Below are 16,616 nucleotides of genomic sequence, written 5' to 3'. Positions count from 1 at the left end.
GAGAGCCGGTTTTCCTTCAACAAGTACATGTTTAATCTTCTTGCCATTTAACATTTCAATAAGTTTCTCAGCAGAAACTTCACCCATTTCTTTTGCCGGTAACATCACACTGGTTAGTGGGGGAGCGAGAAATTCTGTCAGTGCTGAGTTATGTAAAGTGATTACTGAGATATCTTCAGGAATTTTCAAACCTTTTTCGTAAAGCGCTCGATATGTTCCTAGGGCGTATGAGTTTGAGGATGGAAATATTGCAGTTGGCGAGTATTTCGTTATAGCTTCCAAGGTAGCTAGATATCCATCATATGGACCATATCCTTGAGTGAACACAACATTTGGCTGGATGTTAAATTTCGTACAACCTTTTTTAAATCCTGCAAGGCGCCGCTTTGGTGAGTCATTTACTTCTGATGCAAAAATGCCAACAATGTTTTTATGCCCCAGATCCACAAGGTGCTCCACACACATCTCAGCCGCTTTTGGGTCATCCAGAGAGACGCTTGAATCTAGTCCCTTAATCTTTCCATTCATGGGAAGAATTCTTCCCCCATTATTTTTTGATAAATTCTCCAAGAATGAATCTTTGACGCTATGAACGAAAGCAATAATTCCATCCACGTGTCCTTGCGTGAGCATCTGTGAAATTGTCTTATCTCCACCGATATCAGAGTGGTTAGCAATTACGACGCCATAACCCAGTTCTGCTGCTCTCTCTTGAACGCCATGAGCAACTAAATCATTAACCGGGTTAGTTAAATCTGGCAGCAAGAGACCAATAGTTAAAGTCTTTGCCATTTTAAGATTTCTAGCAGAGAAATTTGTTGTGTAATTAAGTTTCTTGGCTGCAGCCAGAATTCTCGTTTTTGTTGCTGCAGAGGCAGTGGCATTAGGGTCATTATTTAAAACCCGTGAGACCAAACTCGGGTCAACTTTTGCCAACAAGCCAACATCTCGTAGAGTTGCTTTCCGAGAGAGCGTTGTACTTTTCTTAGTGGCCAAGATCAACTCCGAATCACTTACATTAGATTTTGCTTGTGAATTCTAGCAAGTTAATTGATTACTGCGATTTGATGTTCCTCGGATTAATCCCCAATAGCTTTCTTATCTGGATAATGCGGCTTTGAGCCTTTTATGCCTAACTTTGCGCGCGATAGTTGCCAGCGAGCAAGGCTCGAAAAAATCATGACATCAAGGTTTGCACCAAAGAATTCAAAGTTTGTAGGAGCTGCTAAGAATACTGCCTGCGGATCATTAGCCAGTGCTTCGAGGCCGCCTTCAGGACTCCATCGTGCGACTAAGTTCGGGGCATAGAAGCTAACAATTAGTGAATCATCTGCCGCAACTCTAATTCCATCAGGAACCAAAAGTCCCAAATCCACAAGTACTTTTCTTGCTCCAGCATTTCCATCTGGTTTTATTTCTATTTCACAAATTGCACCTGGCTCAGATTCGACTACATAGAGTTTGGTGCCATCTTTGGAAACTGCATTGCCGTTTGGAAAATTCCTGGATTCGTTTGTAAAAATCTCAACAGGCTTCCCTGGTCTTTTCACCCAAACTTTTCCGTCTGCTTTAGCCCAATCACCGGAATCGCTTAAGTAATAACTTCCATCGGGGCCGAAGACTCCATGATTGGGAACGTTAAACGGATTTCCTTTTGGACCCTCTAACCACTTTTCTGTCGCATTTTTTATAGGGTCATATCGCCAGACACATTTGTTGGCATTATCTACAGCATAAACTCTATTTTCAGCATCACTTGCAAGCCCAAGCATGAAACCTTTTACATTTGCAACTTCTACTGGAGCATCATTATCAATTCGATAAATTTGCCCCGCTTCACCACCACAATAAATTGTTTGATTAGGAGTCACGGTGACCCCCTCACTGTGGTCAACGCCACCAGCAATTATTTCAACTTTATCTAGATTTAGTTTTTTCGTAGTATCAATCATTTTCATTAGCTCCCTATTTGTAGTGTTTGATTTAGATTTATAAGTGTTTTCACAAAAGAACATCCGTCTCGCAAATAGCTAAAGCCACTGGTCCCTGGCCCCACGGAACTGAAAACCCCCGAGGAGTAAATTCATAGTGTGATTTTCTAGTTGATGCGAAAACAGCAGCAGTAACATTTTGAAGCTCGCCATCTGAATTTGTGTCTGCAATTACGCCGGATAGTGCCTTTACCATCGCAGGTTTAACAATAGATTCATCAACAATTCCAAGTTTGATAGCGCGAGCAAATCCTGTGGCCATAAATCCAGCCGTAGAACCTTCCTCGCCAGAACGTTCACTATCAACTACGCACCACCAACGGCCATCTTCGCGCTGTAGCTCAATCATTGAATAAATTAATTTTGCTCCAGCGCTTTCAATTTTTTTACGGCCTGGATGATCTAACGAAATATTTTTAAGAACATCCATCATTCCCAGTAGTGCCCAACCTTGGCCTCGGCCCCAACCAGGAGCCCAAGTACCAGTAATTCCATTCATAAAGAAATGATCAAAGATCCCATTCTCTTTTTGTAGGGCGTCAATGTATGCATGGGCTTGCTCCACACCCGTATCAATCAGTTCGGTATTGCCCGTAGCTTTACCAAGTGCTGTGAAAAATGGTGGATCAAAATGTAAACAGTCGATGCAAGTGCCGCCTGGTGGCTTTGCAAGCCAGTGTGCTTCATTCTCGGGAAGTTTCTCTCCGCCGTAAGGTGGAATCAAGCAGAATGTGTCCCAGGTTTCATAAATCCCACGATTTTTAGGGCGGCTCATTAAATATGTAGCTAATCGATTTAGCGATTCAATAATTACCTGGTCTTTGCTCTCGTGAGCAATCTCTACCATTGCAACACCAGGTGCTGTGCAATCAAGAGGTTTTAATGGTTCTGGCCTACTAGCCCATCCCCGAACCCATCCACTTGCAAATGCAAAGTAGGTTGAATCTTTTAGAAGCCGACCGGTTTCAAGTATTCCTTCAAAACCAGTTGAATCGCCAAAATTCCAACTCTTATATGGCATTGCGATTAAAGATTTCCCAACCTTTTCCAGAAGTAAAAGTCGCTCTTCTCGAGATGGAAGCGCTGGGGCTTGGTTCATATTTAAACGCCTAAACCGGCAAGAAGTCCAGAGTCAGCAATTATTGGTGCGCCCGTTATAACTCTTGCTTCGTCACTCGCTAGAAAAGCAATTACATTTGCGATGTCTCTGGGTTGTATAAGGAATCCAAGTGGATGCAGAGCGCCCCAATTTTTCATGGCTCCTTCAGGATCTGAAGGATTAAATTGCTCTCCTGCTGCTCGTAGCATTGGCGTTTCTACAGAACCCGGTAACACTGCGTTAGCTCTGATGCCATCCGCGGCGTAATCAAGTGCGATAGATCTTGTAAATGAAATTACTCCACCTTTAGAAGCGGCATAGGGTGCGACAGTTTGTTGGCTTGCCATTGCTTGAACACTTGAGATATTTATTATCGAACCGCCACCATTTGCTCTCATTAAAGTTACGGCTTCTCGGCAGGTCAGAAACATCGCTTTCAAATTCGTATCCAACTGGTAATCCCAATCAGCTTCGCTCAAGTCTTCAATTTTTCCGTATCTGACAACACCTGCGATATTTGCCAAGATAGAAAGTTTAGAAAACTTCTCACCTATTTTTTTAAATACTGAAGAAACTGCTTCCGCGCTTGTGACATCACATTGCATTGGAGTGATATCTAATCCAGCCTTTTCCCAAATATCGACCAACTCATGAAGTTTTGATTCGTTGTAATCAAGTGCAATTACTCTTGCACCTCTTTCTGCCAGAACTTCCGCAGTTGCCCGCCCAATTCCCATTGCAGCTCCAGTCACAACAGCGTTTCTTCCTGCGAGGTTTTTCTCCATGGTTTGCTCCTATTTCACTATTTTCATTATTTACTCTGAAAATTACCTTTTGAATCAATTAATTTGATCTTCATAATGTCCTTAACTGGCAATTCTGATACTGAAAAAGTTGTCCATGCACTTCGAACTTCACCCGGTTTTAAATAGAAGGCTTGCCCACTCTTAATCGCTGCTTCTAGGCCAAACGACGGGTAGGTAGATGCAGGCTCAATTGCTGTTATCTGAGCTCTTCCATACCAAGGGAACCCTTTGCCGCCGATTTCTTGCCAGAACCATAAATGTGGAAAGGCTTCGATGTCCCAGGAAATGCCAATAACTTTTTTCCCATGTTCCATTGCAGCCCAACCTTCTGGACGATCATGAAGGTAGCAAAGTCTTTCCGCATCTTGTGAAGGTACAACTGATAAATCTATCTGGCCATCTGTGCGATCAGAAACTATCGGCCAAGAACCAATTGATCCAGGTTTAACATCTTGAAGTTCCCCCATTTCATTTGCATCAACAAGAATTGGCCCAGTTGGAATATTAATTTTTGAACCACGCGGAAGTGAGAATGCCGGATGCTCACCCCAAATAAAGGGGATACTTGAATCAGATTCATTCGAGACTGATTGCTTAATCTGAAGGATAGGTTTATTAGGTAATAGTTTGTAAGTTCGCGTTAAAACTAATGGCAATCTAGTGCCAGCTCTGATGACCAACTCATTCTTTTTCTTTGTTATAACCGTGGTTTTAGTTCTTCCAAATTCACCGTGGAATGGGAGCGGGACACCCATGACAGTATTTTCATTTCCAGCATTAGGAAATAGAACTTGCCATCCACCCCGATATTCTGAAAGCCAATCTAAAATTGCACTTCCATAAGTTGTAGATTTACTATTTTGTACCGGAGTCAGCCAATCAAAGTCCGCCAAGAATTCGCTCTTTCCCATCTTTATTGAGCGAATTTCACCGCCTAAGTCTTCATCTACTTTTATGGAAATCACGCCATTGGTGAGGGATAGCATCGATGAAACTCCTTTTAGAAACTAATTCTTGAAATGGGCAAAGCCTCGATATAGAAGCGACCCAAAGATTAGTCCTTGGGATCGTACTTTGAGAAGAGGTGGCCCAAAACTTCATTTTCTCGCCTTGTCAATCGCTTGATGTGGACAAAATAACGAAAATTTACAGTATTTTCTCTAGTCAAACGCTTGACATAGGGGAGTATGCGGAGACTAGTCTTCCCGATAGCCGTTGGGATGCTCACCTGAATCCAAAATTCAGAGGAGTGCCTATCTAGGCGTCAAATCAACTGAGAGGTGAAAAGTGAAATCAAGATACAAGATTGCTTCGGTACTAGCTGTCGCCGCACTACTGCTTTCGGTACAAAATGCCTATGCAGCGGCTCCAGACTGGAAGAAGTTCGTCGGTCAGCCAACGAAAGAACTTTGCGCAGGAAAAACCTACAAACTAGGGTTTGATATTTTCTCTGACAATGAATCTTTTGCATTAATCGTTAGAAAAGGGATGCTAGCAACAGCCAAAGCAATGGGTTGTGTAAATGTAGAAATCCTTTCTGATAATGCTGATCCAATCAAGGTGCAAGAAAATCTAAAGATTTTCATTCAAAAGAAGTATGACGGTGTTATGGCAGCTCAAGTTGTTGCAGCAGCCGCACCTGGTGCAGTACGCACAATGAAAGATGCAAAAATCCCAATGGTAGCAACATTCGTTGTTCACCCTGGGGTTCCATTCGTGGATGTAAATAACGGCGCAGCTGGTGCAATGGCTGGAGCCGGCCTGATGAAAGAAGCCTTAAGAAAGTGGGGCGCAGCTGTTGAGCCTTACCTACTAATTGGTTCTCTCAAAGAAGGTGGCTTGAACTCAATTCAACGTATGGATGGTTACTACGTTGGAGTAAACCAGGTTCAACCAAACTTTCCTTCATCACGTTTTATTGATGTTCCAACTCAAGGTGCGGATCCAGCAAAGACAAACGTAAACACTGGAAATGCTCTTCAAACTATTCCTAAGGATGCCAAAATCATTCTCGGTGGAATCAATGATGACAACACAGTCGCAATGGTTCAGGCATACAAGGCCTCTGGCCGCGATATGAATAACTTGCTGGCTGTTGGTCAAGGAGCTTCTCTACTATCAAATATTTGTAGTGGTGAGCTTTACGGCAGCGTCGCATACTTCCCAGAAAACTATGGAAAGTATCTAATTCCAGCTGTAATTGGGCTAATAAATAAGCAGAAAGTTCCTAACCACGTAGTTCTTCCAACAACACTTCTTACAGCGAAGAATGTTGGAAAGTACTATCCAAAGTCAGCTTGTTCATAAGCTGAAACTAGGAAATATAGGAATATAGGAATAAATTGATCGCAAACGATCAGCAGGATAGGGCTCGCAAGAGCCCTATTTTGCAATTAAATTCAATTAGCAAACGGTATGGTGGCGTCCAGGCACTTTCTGATGTATCGCTCCATGTTTATCCAGGCGAAATATTATGTTTGGTCGGAGAAAATGGTGCAGGAAAATCAACGCTAGCAGCAATTGCAGCGGGTTTGATTTCCCCCGATTCAGGAAAAATTATTGTTGATGGTACAGAAGTAGTTTTAAATAGTCCGCGTGCAGCAGAAACCGCGGGGGTACGTTTAGCTTCACAAGAGTTGCAACTTTGTCCGGAATTAAATGTGATGACAAATGTTTTGCTCGGGCATTATCCTTGCAAGAAAATTCCATTTTTAGTTGATTATGCCTCAATGAAGCGTAAGGCAGCTGAAAGGTTAGAAAGTTTAGGGCTAGAAGATATTGATCTTCTCCAGAATGTTGGCGAAATGCCAGTCGTTTATCGGGCCTTCGTTCAAATTGCTCGATCTTTGACTCCTGGTGCAAAAGTTCTGATTACCGACGAACCAACTGCTCCGATGAGCGATATCGAAGCAACTAGATTGTTAAAGTTACTCAAAACTATCTGTGATCAAGGTGTTGGAATTATTTTTGTGAGTCATAGATTAGATGAAGTTTTAAACATTGCTGACAGAGTTCTGGTTCTTAGAGATGGAAAGTTAGTCGATGAGATGAGCAAGAGCGAAGGAGATAAGGAGCGAATAGTTTCTTCGATGCTCGGCCACACCACTATTGATTCAGTTAAGGCTTCTTCAAGCGTTAGCGCAGATTCAGAGATTGCATTGAAGGTCGAAAATTTATCAACATCAAATGGCATATCTGAAACTAATTTAACTTTGAAATACGGAGAGATTCTTGGAGTTTATGGAATTGCCGGATCAGGACGCGATTCACTTGGCATGACTCTGTTTGGATGTAATAAACCAACTTCAGGAAAGATAATTGTTGGGGGAAGTGAGCTTAAGCTTGGAAGTATTAAATCCACAATGGATATAGGAATAGGTTATGTTCCTGCAGAAAGACGCGCCCAAGGACTGCTTCTAGAGAGATCCATTAAAGAGAACATAACGCTGGCTTTTTTACGCAAACTTTCCAAGTTGGGTTTGATTCAAGCAAAATCTGAGGATGTAGCAGGGCAACTCTGGGCAAGAAACTTATCAATAAAAACTGACAATATTGAAAATACCGTTTTATCGCTTTCAGGTGGAAATCAACAGAAAGTTCTCTTATCAAGATGGCTATTGACTGGTTGTCGAATACTCATTTTGGACGACCCTACACGTGGCGTAGATATCGGATCGAAACTAGAAATTTATGAATTACTTCAAAATTTAGCTCACAACGAGAAAGTTGCAGTGCTGGTAATTAGTAGTGACATCGAGGAAGTATTAAAGATTTCAGATCGCATTGAGGTTATGCGAAATGGAAAGATTACTTTAAGTAAAACAAACCCTACTCAACAAGAAGTTGCACGCGCAGCTTATTTGGAGGATGCATCATGAGACTAAGTGCCAAAAAACAATCCAAGTCAGAGGGCGCCAAAAAAAGATTAGATATTGGCAACATACTGCGCAGACAAGGTTTGTTACTTATGCTCATTCTGATGATTATATTTTTTAGATTTCAGAGCCCAGAGTATTTCTTAACATTCGATAACGTAATTACAATTCTAGTTGGTGCGACAGCTCTGGGAATTATGGCCTCGGCCCAGACGCCATTAATCATCTCCGGTGGAATCGATGTTTCAGTTGGAAGTGTTGTTGCACTTACTACTGTGATGGTAGGAAAGTTGTTGGCAACCGGGATGTCGAGTTGGTTGGTTGTTTTAATTTCAATTGTAATTGGAACTTCGATAGGAGCCCTGAATGGTTTCATTGTCGTTCAACTTGGAGTTAACCCCTTTATTACAACCCTAGGAACAATGTCGTTCTTCTCAGGACTTGCATTCATACTTTCAGCAGGTCAAACAGTTTCAATTCGCGACCCACTATTTGACTGGTTTCTTTATACAAAGGTCCTAAAAGTTCCAGTACTCGTGATAATTGTGGTTTTTGTAATGGCACTGGCTTATTTCATTGAGAGAAAAACCGTAGTTGGGCGAAACATTTTTGCAATTGGTGGAAATCGTGAAGCTGCACGCCTATCCGGAATTTCAACAAAAATGCTTCCACTCGGTCTTTACATGGTTAGCAGTCTTTCAGCAGCAGTTGCCGGAGTGGTTCTTGTGAGCCAACTTGGTTCGGCATCACCGCAGCTTGGAACTTCATACTTGCTTTCGGTTGTGACCGCGGTAATTTTAGGTGGAACAAGTTTGGCTGGAGGTAGAGGGTCCGTTGCAGGAACGGCTATTGCAGTTGGAATCTTGGCAACACTTTCTAATGGTTTCGCTCAAATGCAACTTCCTTCCTATGGACAAACCACCGCTCTTGGTGCGGCACTCATAGTTGCTGTACTTGTAGATCAAACTTCTTCAAAGATGAAAAATAGTTAATTTCGATCGCATGTTTTATTGTTAATTGGAGGATTAAGTGAAAGAAAGCGTTGTAGTCACAGGCGTTGGGTCTGGAATTGGACGTGCGATTCTTAAACAACTTGTAGCTGACAAGTACTTTGTTGTTGGAATCGAAAATAGCGAGGTAGCAGCAAAGTCAGTTGCGGCTGAGTTTGGAAATTCCGCTCTCATAATCAATGAAGATTTATGTCAGGATGGCGTTTTCGAGAAAGCCGCCAAAGAAGCATCAAAGGTAGCGCCCTTAACTTCCTGGGTTAACAATGCCGGAATCGCGCTCGGTGGGAATCTACATAATCCAAACCCGACAGAGGTGCAGAGATTATTTGATGTAAACCTGATGGGAGTTTATTGGGGTTGTTCGGCCGCGATAAAATCATTCATCGAAAATAAGATTTCTGGTTCAATTGTTAACATCTCATCTATCCATGGGCGATCAGCCTTCAATGGTTGGGCAGCGTATGACGCAGCAAAAGGTGGAGTTGATGCACTGACTCGTTATATTTGTGTGGAATATGGACCGCTTGGGATTCGTGCAAATGCAATCGCGCCTGGGGCAATTAGAACAGAGATGCTGAGCAAAGTTATTTCAGACGCTGAGGATTCAGCAAAAACAGAGTTAGACATGGCAATGATTCACCCTCTTGAACGACTTGGTGAACCGAGTGAAATAGCTGAAGTCGCATCATTTTTGCTCTCAGAAAAAGCTTCGTTTCTAACCGGGCAATCGATTGCAGTTGACGGTGGCGCAACAGCGCGCTGTTATCGCTATGACTCAACTGAAGATATTTTACAAATAAAAAACTCTTCCAAACAACCCTAAATAAAACGAGAGCAAAGGTGCAAATAAAGTGAGTAGAAATGGACCATTAGAGGGAATTCTCATTGCAGATTTTACGCAATTAGCACAGGGGCCTTTTGCCACAATGATTCTCGGTGACATGGGAGCCGAGATTGTAAAAATTGAGCCACCTGATGGAGATTGGATGAGAAATTTCGCACTGGGTGGAATCTATGCTGGTGGCGAAACCATTTCTTACATGTGCTTCAACCGCAATAAAAGAAGCATTGGAATCGATCTTAAATCTAAAGAAGGGTTAGAGCTTGTAAGAAGGCTCTGCGATAAGGCTGATGTAGTAATCGAAAACTTCAGACCTGGTGTCATGAAGCGACTTGGAATTGATTATGAGACATTGAAAAAAACTAATCCTGACATAATTGTCGTATCGAGCTCAGGCTATGGAAGTAGTGGCCCTTATGTAACAAGACCTGGTCAAGATTTGCTGGCGCAAGCAATCACCGGATTTCCAACTGTGATCGGGAGAAAAGAAGATCCACCGACACCAATAGCTGCTGGTATCGCAGACCTCACCGCCGGATTCCACATCGTTTATGGAACGTTAGCGGCTCTGATTTCACGAATGAATACTGGTGAAGGCCAAACTGTAGAAGTGAATTTAATGAGTTCAATATTGACTGCTCAACTGGATCAGTTCACTGCCTTTTTGCAGAACAGAATTCAACCGGAGAGAAGTAGTGCCGGTATCGCAAATCCTTGGACGGGAGCGCCATACGGTTTATACAAATGCAGTGATGGCTGGATAGCTCTAGCAATGAATCCCTTAGCAGAAATTGGGGAAGTTTTAGATATCTTGGAGTTTAAGAATCTCGAGAGTAAGAATGAAATATCAATGAGAGATGAGTACAAGAGATTAATTGACGCCAAGACAATCAACTGGAAAGTTGATGATTTGTTGGAAAAATTGCTTGAGAAAGACTTGTGGTGTGCTCCACTTCAGGATTACGAAGCTGTTTCTAAAGACCCACAGGTTTTGCACAACGAAATGATTGTTTCTATTCCTCACCCAACTGCAGGTTCCCTGGAAACGCTCGGAATTCCTGTTAAATTTGGTGGAACTCCTTCAAAAATCAGAAAGCATCCACCACTTTTCTCAGAACATGCTGATGAGTTAGCACGAGAATATTTTGGATTAAATGATTCTGAAATTTCAGACTACTTTGCTAAGGGAATTATTTCTAAGCCAAAGAAAATTTAGCCATGAGTAGAGTTGCTTCAATCAAAGATGCTATTTCTGAAATAAAGGATGGGTCTTCGATTGCTCTTGGTGGAGCACTATTTACTAGGCTTCCAATGGCACTTGTTCATGAAATCAAGAGATCTAGTGTAAAGAATTTACATATGATCGCGTGGAGTGGAAACATTCCATTGGAGATTTTTCTAGAAACTCCAGGAAAAGTTACTGAGCTTTCCTTCTGCTTCTCCAGCTTAGATGTTTTTGGCCTTGCCCCTAGATTCCGCAAGGCGCTGGAGAATGACGGGTTGATAACCCATGAATACTCCGCATTAACTTTGATGAATGCTTGCGAGGCTGCGCTGAGAAATTTGCCTTACTCGATTTTTAAGGAACCAACGACTAAAGCTTTTAAAACCTTCGAACCTTTGAATGATGGAAGTGGTTTAGCCAGAACAGATGCACTGCATATCGATTACTTTATAGTTCACGCCCAAGAAGCAGATCGCCATGGAAATGTGTTGATTCGGGGTACAAGAGGCTTGGATACTACTTATCTTGGAGCAGCAAAAAAGATAATTGTAAGTGTAGAAAAAATCGTCGATGAATTTGAAATTACACAGAACTGTATTTTCATTCCTTGGACAAGAGAAATGACTATTGTGCATTCGCCAATGGGTGCATATCCAACTTCATGCCTTCCAGATTATGTAACGGACTATAGGGCGATAAAGAAATTCGCTGAAGATGGATTAAATGAGGCACATCTTTTACCCACTGAGCGCCGAACCAAATTTGTTAAGGGTGCAGCAAAAATAGATTTGGAAGAAATCTATTCCTTTATTGATGGATATAAGAAATCCGAGAGCGTGACAATTCAAACTGAAGACAAAATGATTTCTTATCTCTCTGATCTATATAAGCCAGGCGAAATTTTGTCTGCAGGGGCTGTATCTCCACTCGCACAAGGTTCCTATTTCTTAGCAAAAATGAAAGAGCCGGAAGTTGTAATTATGACAACTGCTGGGGGATATGTAGATGTTGATGCCAGGCCATTACTTTTATCTATTGGCGAGGCGCTGGATTACAAATCTGCGAAATATCACTGGGGTGGGGACGATACTTTCCACTTATATTACGAACCAGGATTTATCGATTATGAAGTTGTTGCAGTAGCTCAGGTAGATAAATCTCTCAGAACCAATAATCTTTGGGTAACTTCTCCTTCAGGAAAAAGAATTCGATTGCCAGGTCAAGGTGGCATGGCTGATGTGTCGGACATGCATAGAAATTTTGTCATATATCAAATGAATGAAGACCACCTGAGCATGGTTGATTCAGTTGCCACTGTAAGTGCTTGCAGAACCCTAATTACGCCTGAAGAGAGAAAAAAGCGAGGTTTACGTCCCGGCGCTTGTCTCTATATTTCGAATAAGGGTGTCTACCAATTAGGGGCAAGAAGCAATCAGCTTGAGAAGATCTTGGATTTTGAAAGCTACGAAGTTTCTTCAGAAAAAATGTCCTTAATCAAAAACAAATTGGATCCATTCGGTACTAGATTCTTAGAAAGTGCCAAAGGCGCTGACAGATCCCAACTGATTGAAAGACTTATTGAAGTCGAAGAAGCTATTGTCGCCAGATACGCAGACAAATAAGAGAATGGAATGCAATGTCTAACGTTGTGCTTGTCGAAAATGTAAATAAAGTATTTTACGTAACAATTAATAGACCGGATAAGCTGAATGCTCTGTCTTGGGAAGTGTGGCAAGAGCTAGGAAAAGCCTTTGATGAATTCGAAAAATCAGATGCAAAAGTTTGTGTATTAAGAGGATCTGGGAAAAAAGCATTTGTAGCTGGGGCTGACATTGATGCATATCGAACAATGTCCGCAAAGGACTTTGGAGAATTTATTGTTGAAGCTGGAAAAATTGCTAATCGGATTTATGAAATTCCCAAACCATTCATTGCGGCAATTTATGGTTATGCATTAGGGGGAGGACTTGAACTTGCGCTGCACTGTGACTTGGTTGTTGCTAATAAGAGCGCAAAACTCGGCTTACCTGAAGCGAATTTAGGACTCCTTCCAGGCGGAGGAGGAACTCAAATAGTTCCAAGGTTAATAGGTGTAGCAAAAGCTAATGACATGATTATGCGTGGAAGATGGCTCAGAGGTGAAGAAGCCTTAAATTGTGGTCTTATATCTTCGGTCTTAGACGATGAGAATTATGAAGAAGAACTTGCGGAATATGTTGCAGAAGTTCTTAAAAGGGCGCCACTCGCAATTGGTGTCTTGAAAAGACTGGTTCGTGAAGGGCTAGATTTACCGTTGTTCGATGCACTAAACCTCGAAATTGAGTTAACCGCACCGCTAATCGAAACTGCGGATGGACGTGAAGGCGTCGGGGCATTTATTGAAAAACGGCCGGCAGATTTCAAAGGCCGCTAAATTTCCCAAACCATTGTGTTATCCCAAGGATATTTTGGTCGTTCTATATTCTGGTAAGACAAGTTTTTTATGTTATCTGAGCTCATGCCTGGGGTGTCTAATAGGTAAAAATCTCGAGCGATATTGCGATAGCCATCTCGGAATCCAGCGTGGGTTTTAACTACAACTATTTGCGCTTTCGTAACATCAAGTCCTACTGCAGAATAATAAGCAGGATCCGTTGTAGAAGTTGGGTTACTAGTAACTACTAGATAAATGTTCGAAATTTTAATTAATGCAGTTAATCCCATATTCATCTTCATTCCCAGATAACTCTTCTGGGTAAATACAAATTCTGCATTTTCAACAGAAATAATTTGCCCTTCGATTTCCAGAGGATCATAAAAAAGCTTTCCCCAAGTCCCCCCAATTTTGGAAGAGATAAATCTTCCAGCACCAATTTCTTTTGCTGCCAAAGCAAAATTAGGATCACAGATGCTTATAAATACTGTCTTGCTCGGGTCAAGTTCGATTGCCGCTTTCAGTACCACGGGACTGTCACCTGGACTGCCAGCCATCGTCCCATCTGCCAGATCACTCAATATGATCGGACCTACATCTTGCATTAGCGCCATCGCTATTGCTTCTCGCGGATCTAATAATTGCGTAGAAGTAAGAGACTCCCGGTTGTTCCAAATATTGTTGGCAATTAACTTTGCGGTTTGTGAAGCTGCAGTTTTGGAGTCATTGGCAATTACAACTACGGAACAGCCAACCTCCTTAATATCTAGCCATGGTTGAACTGTAAAAACTGAGATATCAATAATGGGATAACTCTCTTTTGAAAAAGCAAAATCCAAAACATTTTTATATGTTCCAGGCTCGAAATCAATGTGATTGGATGCGGGAATAACCAAGGGCAATTTTATGAATTCCATCGAAGGTGAAATCTCTTTTTTCAAAATACCCATTAAAAGCCTGGCTGCCCGAACGCCTGTTTCCAGTAAATCAACATGTGGACAGGTGTGGAATCCACTGATTGTTGTAGCAAAGGCAACGTTAGATTCAGTCACATTTGCATGTAAATCCATTGTTACGCAAATAGGAATTTCATGACCTACAACTTCTCTTACCCGTCGAAGGATTTCGGAATCCCCATCCTGAAAATCCTCTGAAACTAGGGCGCCATGAAGGGCGATTAAGACTCCATCCGCCTTCTCAATTTTTGAAAGTTTCTCAGTCAAATAATTGGTTAAATAGTCAAAAGTTTTATTCTCAACAGGCCCACCCGATACTGCAAAAGTGGCAATTATTGGAATTATGGTCACATCTTGCTTCTCTAAGATCTCGAGAAAACCTGCGATTTCAGAGTTACTCTTGCCTAGTCCAATTTTTATGTGATCATCAAAGAAGAGATGAAAATCCTCAAAGTCTTTGAGAGTTGTTGGCGCAGCAGACGTATTGGTTTCTTGTTTTAATTCGGCAATTACAACGGTAAATGGCATAACAAACTATTGAAAATCTGACCATTTCTTTAGTTTGTCTTGATAAATCTGATTAATACCTTGAATTGCCTTTTCTGGTGAAATCTTTCCGTAAACAGCCTCTGCTAGTACGTCCCCAGAATCAGTTTGAACTTCAACAAAGCCAGCAAACCGTGGTCGCAGATAGCTGTTATCCATATTTTCTAAAGTATTTGCGTAGAAATTATTTGTGAAGGCGTTGAGGTCTGAATCAAGCCAGGCTGATCTATGCCCTGATTGTCCGCCAGTAGTTGCATACAAAGTTCTTTGAATTTTTGGTGAACCAATAATCTCAATGACCTTCGCCGCAATCTCAGGATTTTTACAAGATTTTGTTATTCCAATTCCTGCGCCACCTAAAATTCCTCCGATAGCGCCAAATCCAGCACTAGGAATAGGACCGAATTCAATTAATTTCTTTCTGAAGCCAGCCATTCCATAATTTGAGTATCCAAATAGTGCGGGGCAATACATCACTTCATCTCCGGAGCTCATTGCATCAAGCAAATGAATTGGATTCCAGTCGAGTGCTTCCTTTGGCCCGAACTTACTGATTTCTATAATGAAATTTAGTATTTCCAAACTCTTCTCATCTGCAAGAACCTGCTTGCCATTTTGGTAGGGATTCAGTTTCTGATTTGCAGCCAAGGTCATAAACAGACACCAAATATTTACTGGGTCTAATGGAAGTGCCAATAATGGCTTTTTCTCACTCATTAAGGTTTTAGCTAAACTTAGGGTCTCAATCCAAGTGCCTGGCTTTGTAACATTGTTTTTCTCTAACAAATCAGATCTTGCAGCGCTTACGTGTCCCGCAGTATCAATTTGAAGTCCGTAGATGTGATCTTTCCAAATGTAACTTTCATAGGATTTACCTACGGAATTTGCCTTCTGTTCGGCCAAGAATTCTTTGGATAGAAATTGGTCAAGTGGGTAGAAGTATTCTTGGGTGGCTATTTCACCGGTCCATGGGTGGTCAAAAACCACAAAGTCGTATTTCTTCGAAAGCTCGCTCATAGATTGATCGGCAAATTGCTGAAGAGTTCGCACATCCCAATCAACATCTGCAGGGAAAAGGTTTGAATGATTGGCGTTCAATGCCTTGAGTGAGGCATACCCTCTTTCGTGACCCCAGGTTGAACCCGTTAACTTGATTCTGTTGGAGTTGCCTTCATTAGCCATTTAAAGTTCCCTTCAACCTGATAATCAAAGAAGTATTGCATACAGAGAAAAATACATCAATCGATTGACTGAAGGGATTTACGCAGAATAATTGGGTGATTGGGGTTATATTTGGGCCAAATTAGGGGGCTAAATGAGTGCTTCAGGAGTCGAAATTGACCCTGTTTCTAGGGCTGCTCTTGATAACTTTCTGCTTCAATTCCCTGGGGGTTTAAAATCTATCAGCGCTATAGCCGTTCGAAGGGCAGCGCTTGACTCGGTAACTAAGAAAATAAGTGAGTTTGAAGAATTAGATATTGAAGTTCGCGATCTACATATTCCTACACTAGATAAGAACAGGCATATCGCCCTAAGGCTTTACGGTACCAATGATGAATCAAATAAACGGCATAGACCCTGTTTAATCTACGTGCACGGTGGCGGAATGATTATGGGCAATTTAGACACCGGCAATTTAAACTGCTTAGAATTTGTTCGAAAATTAGACATCCTGGTCATCTCAATTGAATATCGGAAATCTCCTGAGTTTCCTTACCCCGCTGCAATCAATGATTGCACCGATGGGATTAATTGGATAGCTAAAAATGCTGACTCGCTAAACATAGATATTTCAAATATAGGAATTTATGGAAGCTCTGCTGGTGGTGGATTGGTTTTGGGAACTGCCTTAAA

General features: G+C 41.7%; 15 protein-coding genes. 8 read left to right on the top strand and 7 right to left on the bottom strand.

Features of this window, described 5'->3' with window-relative positions:
• The 5 genes from ABW391_RS24805 to ABW391_RS24785 form a co-directional block, all read right to left on the bottom strand.
• Positions 1-996: LacI family DNA-binding transcriptional regulator (locus ABW391_RS24805; RefSeq protein WP_353484598.1), on the bottom strand; the 996-nt coding region annotated here is incomplete at its 3' end.
• Between the two features lie 83 nt (positions 997-1,079).
• Entirely contained in the window at positions 1,080-1,958 is an 879-nt protein-coding gene (locus ABW391_RS24800; RefSeq protein WP_353484597.1) for an SMP-30/gluconolactonase/LRE family protein, read from the bottom strand.
• Between the two features lie 43 nt (positions 1,959-2,001).
• Positions 2,002-3,090, bottom strand: a complete 1,089-nt coding sequence (locus ABW391_RS24795) for a glycoside hydrolase family 88 protein (protein ID WP_353484596.1) — start codon at positions 3,088-3,090, stop codon at positions 2,002-2,004.
• Between the two features lie 2 nt (positions 3,091-3,092).
• Complete coding sequence (locus ABW391_RS24790) at positions 3,093-3,875, bottom strand: SDR family NAD(P)-dependent oxidoreductase (RefSeq protein WP_353484595.1); 783 nt, start codon at positions 3,873-3,875, stop codon at positions 3,093-3,095.
• A 26-nt stretch (positions 3,876-3,901) separates the two neighbouring features.
• Positions 3,902-4,882, bottom strand: coding sequence for a DUF4432 family protein (locus ABW391_RS24785; protein WP_353484594.1), 981 nt, complete (start codon positions 4,880-4,882; stop codon positions 3,902-3,904).
• Between the two features lie 301 nt (positions 4,883-5,183).
• On the opposite strand from ABW391_RS24785, the gene ABW391_RS24780 reads away from it, so the two are divergent.
• The 7 genes from ABW391_RS24780 to ABW391_RS24750 are packed head-to-tail and all read left to right on the top strand — an operon-like array spanning position 5,184 to position 13,260.
• Positions 5,184-6,203, top strand: a complete 1,020-nt coding sequence (locus ABW391_RS24780) for a sugar ABC transporter substrate-binding protein (protein ID WP_353484593.1) — start codon at positions 5,184-5,186, stop codon at positions 6,201-6,203.
• A 35-nt stretch (positions 6,204-6,238) separates the two neighbouring features.
• Positions 6,239-7,774, top strand: a complete 1,536-nt coding sequence (locus ABW391_RS24775) for a sugar ABC transporter ATP-binding protein (protein ID WP_353484592.1) — start codon at positions 6,239-6,241, stop codon at positions 7,772-7,774.
• Positions 7,771-8,763 (top strand): ABC transporter permease, encoded by a 993-nt coding sequence (locus ABW391_RS24770; RefSeq protein ID WP_353484591.1) that lies wholly within the window; start codon positions 7,771-7,773, stop codon positions 8,761-8,763. The genes ABW391_RS24775 and ABW391_RS24770 overlap by 4 nt, the downstream gene beginning before the upstream one ends.
• Positions 8,764-8,800: 37 nt before the next feature.
• Entirely contained in the window at positions 8,801-9,604 is an 804-nt protein-coding gene (locus ABW391_RS24765; RefSeq protein WP_353484590.1) for an SDR family NAD(P)-dependent oxidoreductase, read from the top strand.
• A 28-nt stretch (positions 9,605-9,632) separates the two neighbouring features.
• On the top strand, positions 9,633-10,838 hold the full coding sequence (locus ABW391_RS24760) for a CaiB/BaiF CoA transferase family protein (RefSeq protein WP_353484589.1): 1,206 nt from the start codon (positions 9,633-9,635) through the stop codon (positions 10,836-10,838).
• A gap of 2 nt (positions 10,839-10,840) precedes the next feature.
• Entirely contained in the window at positions 10,841-12,469 is a 1,629-nt protein-coding gene (locus ABW391_RS24755) for a CoA-transferase (protein WP_353484588.1), read from the top strand.
• 14 nt (positions 12,470-12,483) lie between these two features.
• A complete protein-coding gene (locus ABW391_RS24750) occupies positions 12,484-13,260 on the top strand; it encodes an enoyl-CoA hydratase/isomerase family protein (RefSeq protein ID WP_353484587.1) in 777 nt (258 codons plus the stop codon).
• Here ABW391_RS24750 and ABW391_RS24745 read toward each other — a convergent pair.
• Both ABW391_RS24745 and ABW391_RS24740 read right to left on the bottom strand, forming a co-directional pair.
• A complete protein-coding gene (locus tag ABW391_RS24745; protein WP_353484586.1) occupies positions 13,257-14,744 on the bottom strand; it encodes a M81 family metallopeptidase in 1,488 nt (495 codons plus the stop codon). The two genes, ABW391_RS24750 and ABW391_RS24745, sit on opposite strands and share 4 nt — an antisense overlap.
• 6 nt (positions 14,745-14,750) lie before the next feature.
• The gene (locus ABW391_RS24740; protein WP_353484585.1) at positions 14,751-15,944 is read right to left on the bottom strand and encodes an extracellular solute-binding protein; all 1,194 of its coding nucleotides are present in this window, start codon (positions 15,942-15,944) and stop codon (positions 14,751-14,753) included.
• Between the two features lie 133 nt (positions 15,945-16,077).
• Here ABW391_RS24740 and ABW391_RS24735 point away from each other — a divergent pair.
• Positions 16,078-16,616 (top strand): alpha/beta hydrolase (locus ABW391_RS24735; protein ID WP_353484584.1); only part of this gene is annotated, 539 nt, incomplete at its 3' end.

The sequence above is a fragment of the Haliscomenobacter sp. genome (assembly GCF_040403615.1).
GTDB lineage: Bacteria > Bacteroidota > Bacteroidia > Chitinophagales > Saprospiraceae > Haliscomenobacter.
Note: the sequence above shows the minus strand (reverse complement) of the source record. Positions and strands in the feature narration are given on the sequence as shown.

Excerpts from the sequence above, each read along its gene's own strand:
- ABW391_RS24785 (WP_353484594.1), bottom strand. The coding sequence starts at position 4,882 with ATGCTATCCCTCACCAATGGCGTGATTTCCATAAAAGTAGATGAAGAC.
- ABW391_RS24750 (WP_353484587.1), top strand. The coding sequence starts at position 12,484 with ATGTCTAACGTTGTGCTTGTCGAAAATGTAAATAAAGTATTTTACGTA.
- ABW391_RS24770 (WP_353484591.1), top strand. The coding sequence starts at position 7,771 with ATGAGACTAAGTGCCAAAAAACAATCCAAGTCAGAGGGCGCCAAAAAA.
- ABW391_RS24755 (WP_353484588.1), top strand. The coding sequence starts at position 10,841 with ATGAGTAGAGTTGCTTCAATCAAAGATGCTATTTCTGAAATAAAGGAT.
- ABW391_RS24800 (WP_353484597.1), bottom strand. The coding sequence starts at position 1,958 with ATGAAAATGATTGATACTACGAAAAAACTAAATCTAGATAAAGTTGAA.
- ABW391_RS24795 (WP_353484596.1), bottom strand. The coding sequence starts at position 3,090 with ATGAACCAAGCCCCAGCGCTTCCATCTCGAGAAGAGCGACTTTTACTT.
- ABW391_RS24790 (WP_353484595.1), bottom strand. The coding sequence starts at position 3,875 with ATGGAGAAAAACCTCGCAGGAAGAAACGCTGTTGTGACTGGAGCTGCA.
- ABW391_RS24745 (WP_353484586.1), bottom strand. The coding sequence starts at position 14,744 with ATGCCATTTACCGTTGTAATTGCCGAATTAAAACAAGAAACCAATACG.
- ABW391_RS24740 (WP_353484585.1), bottom strand. The coding sequence starts at position 15,944 with ATGGCTAATGAAGGCAACTCCAACAGAATCAAGTTAACGGGTTCAACC.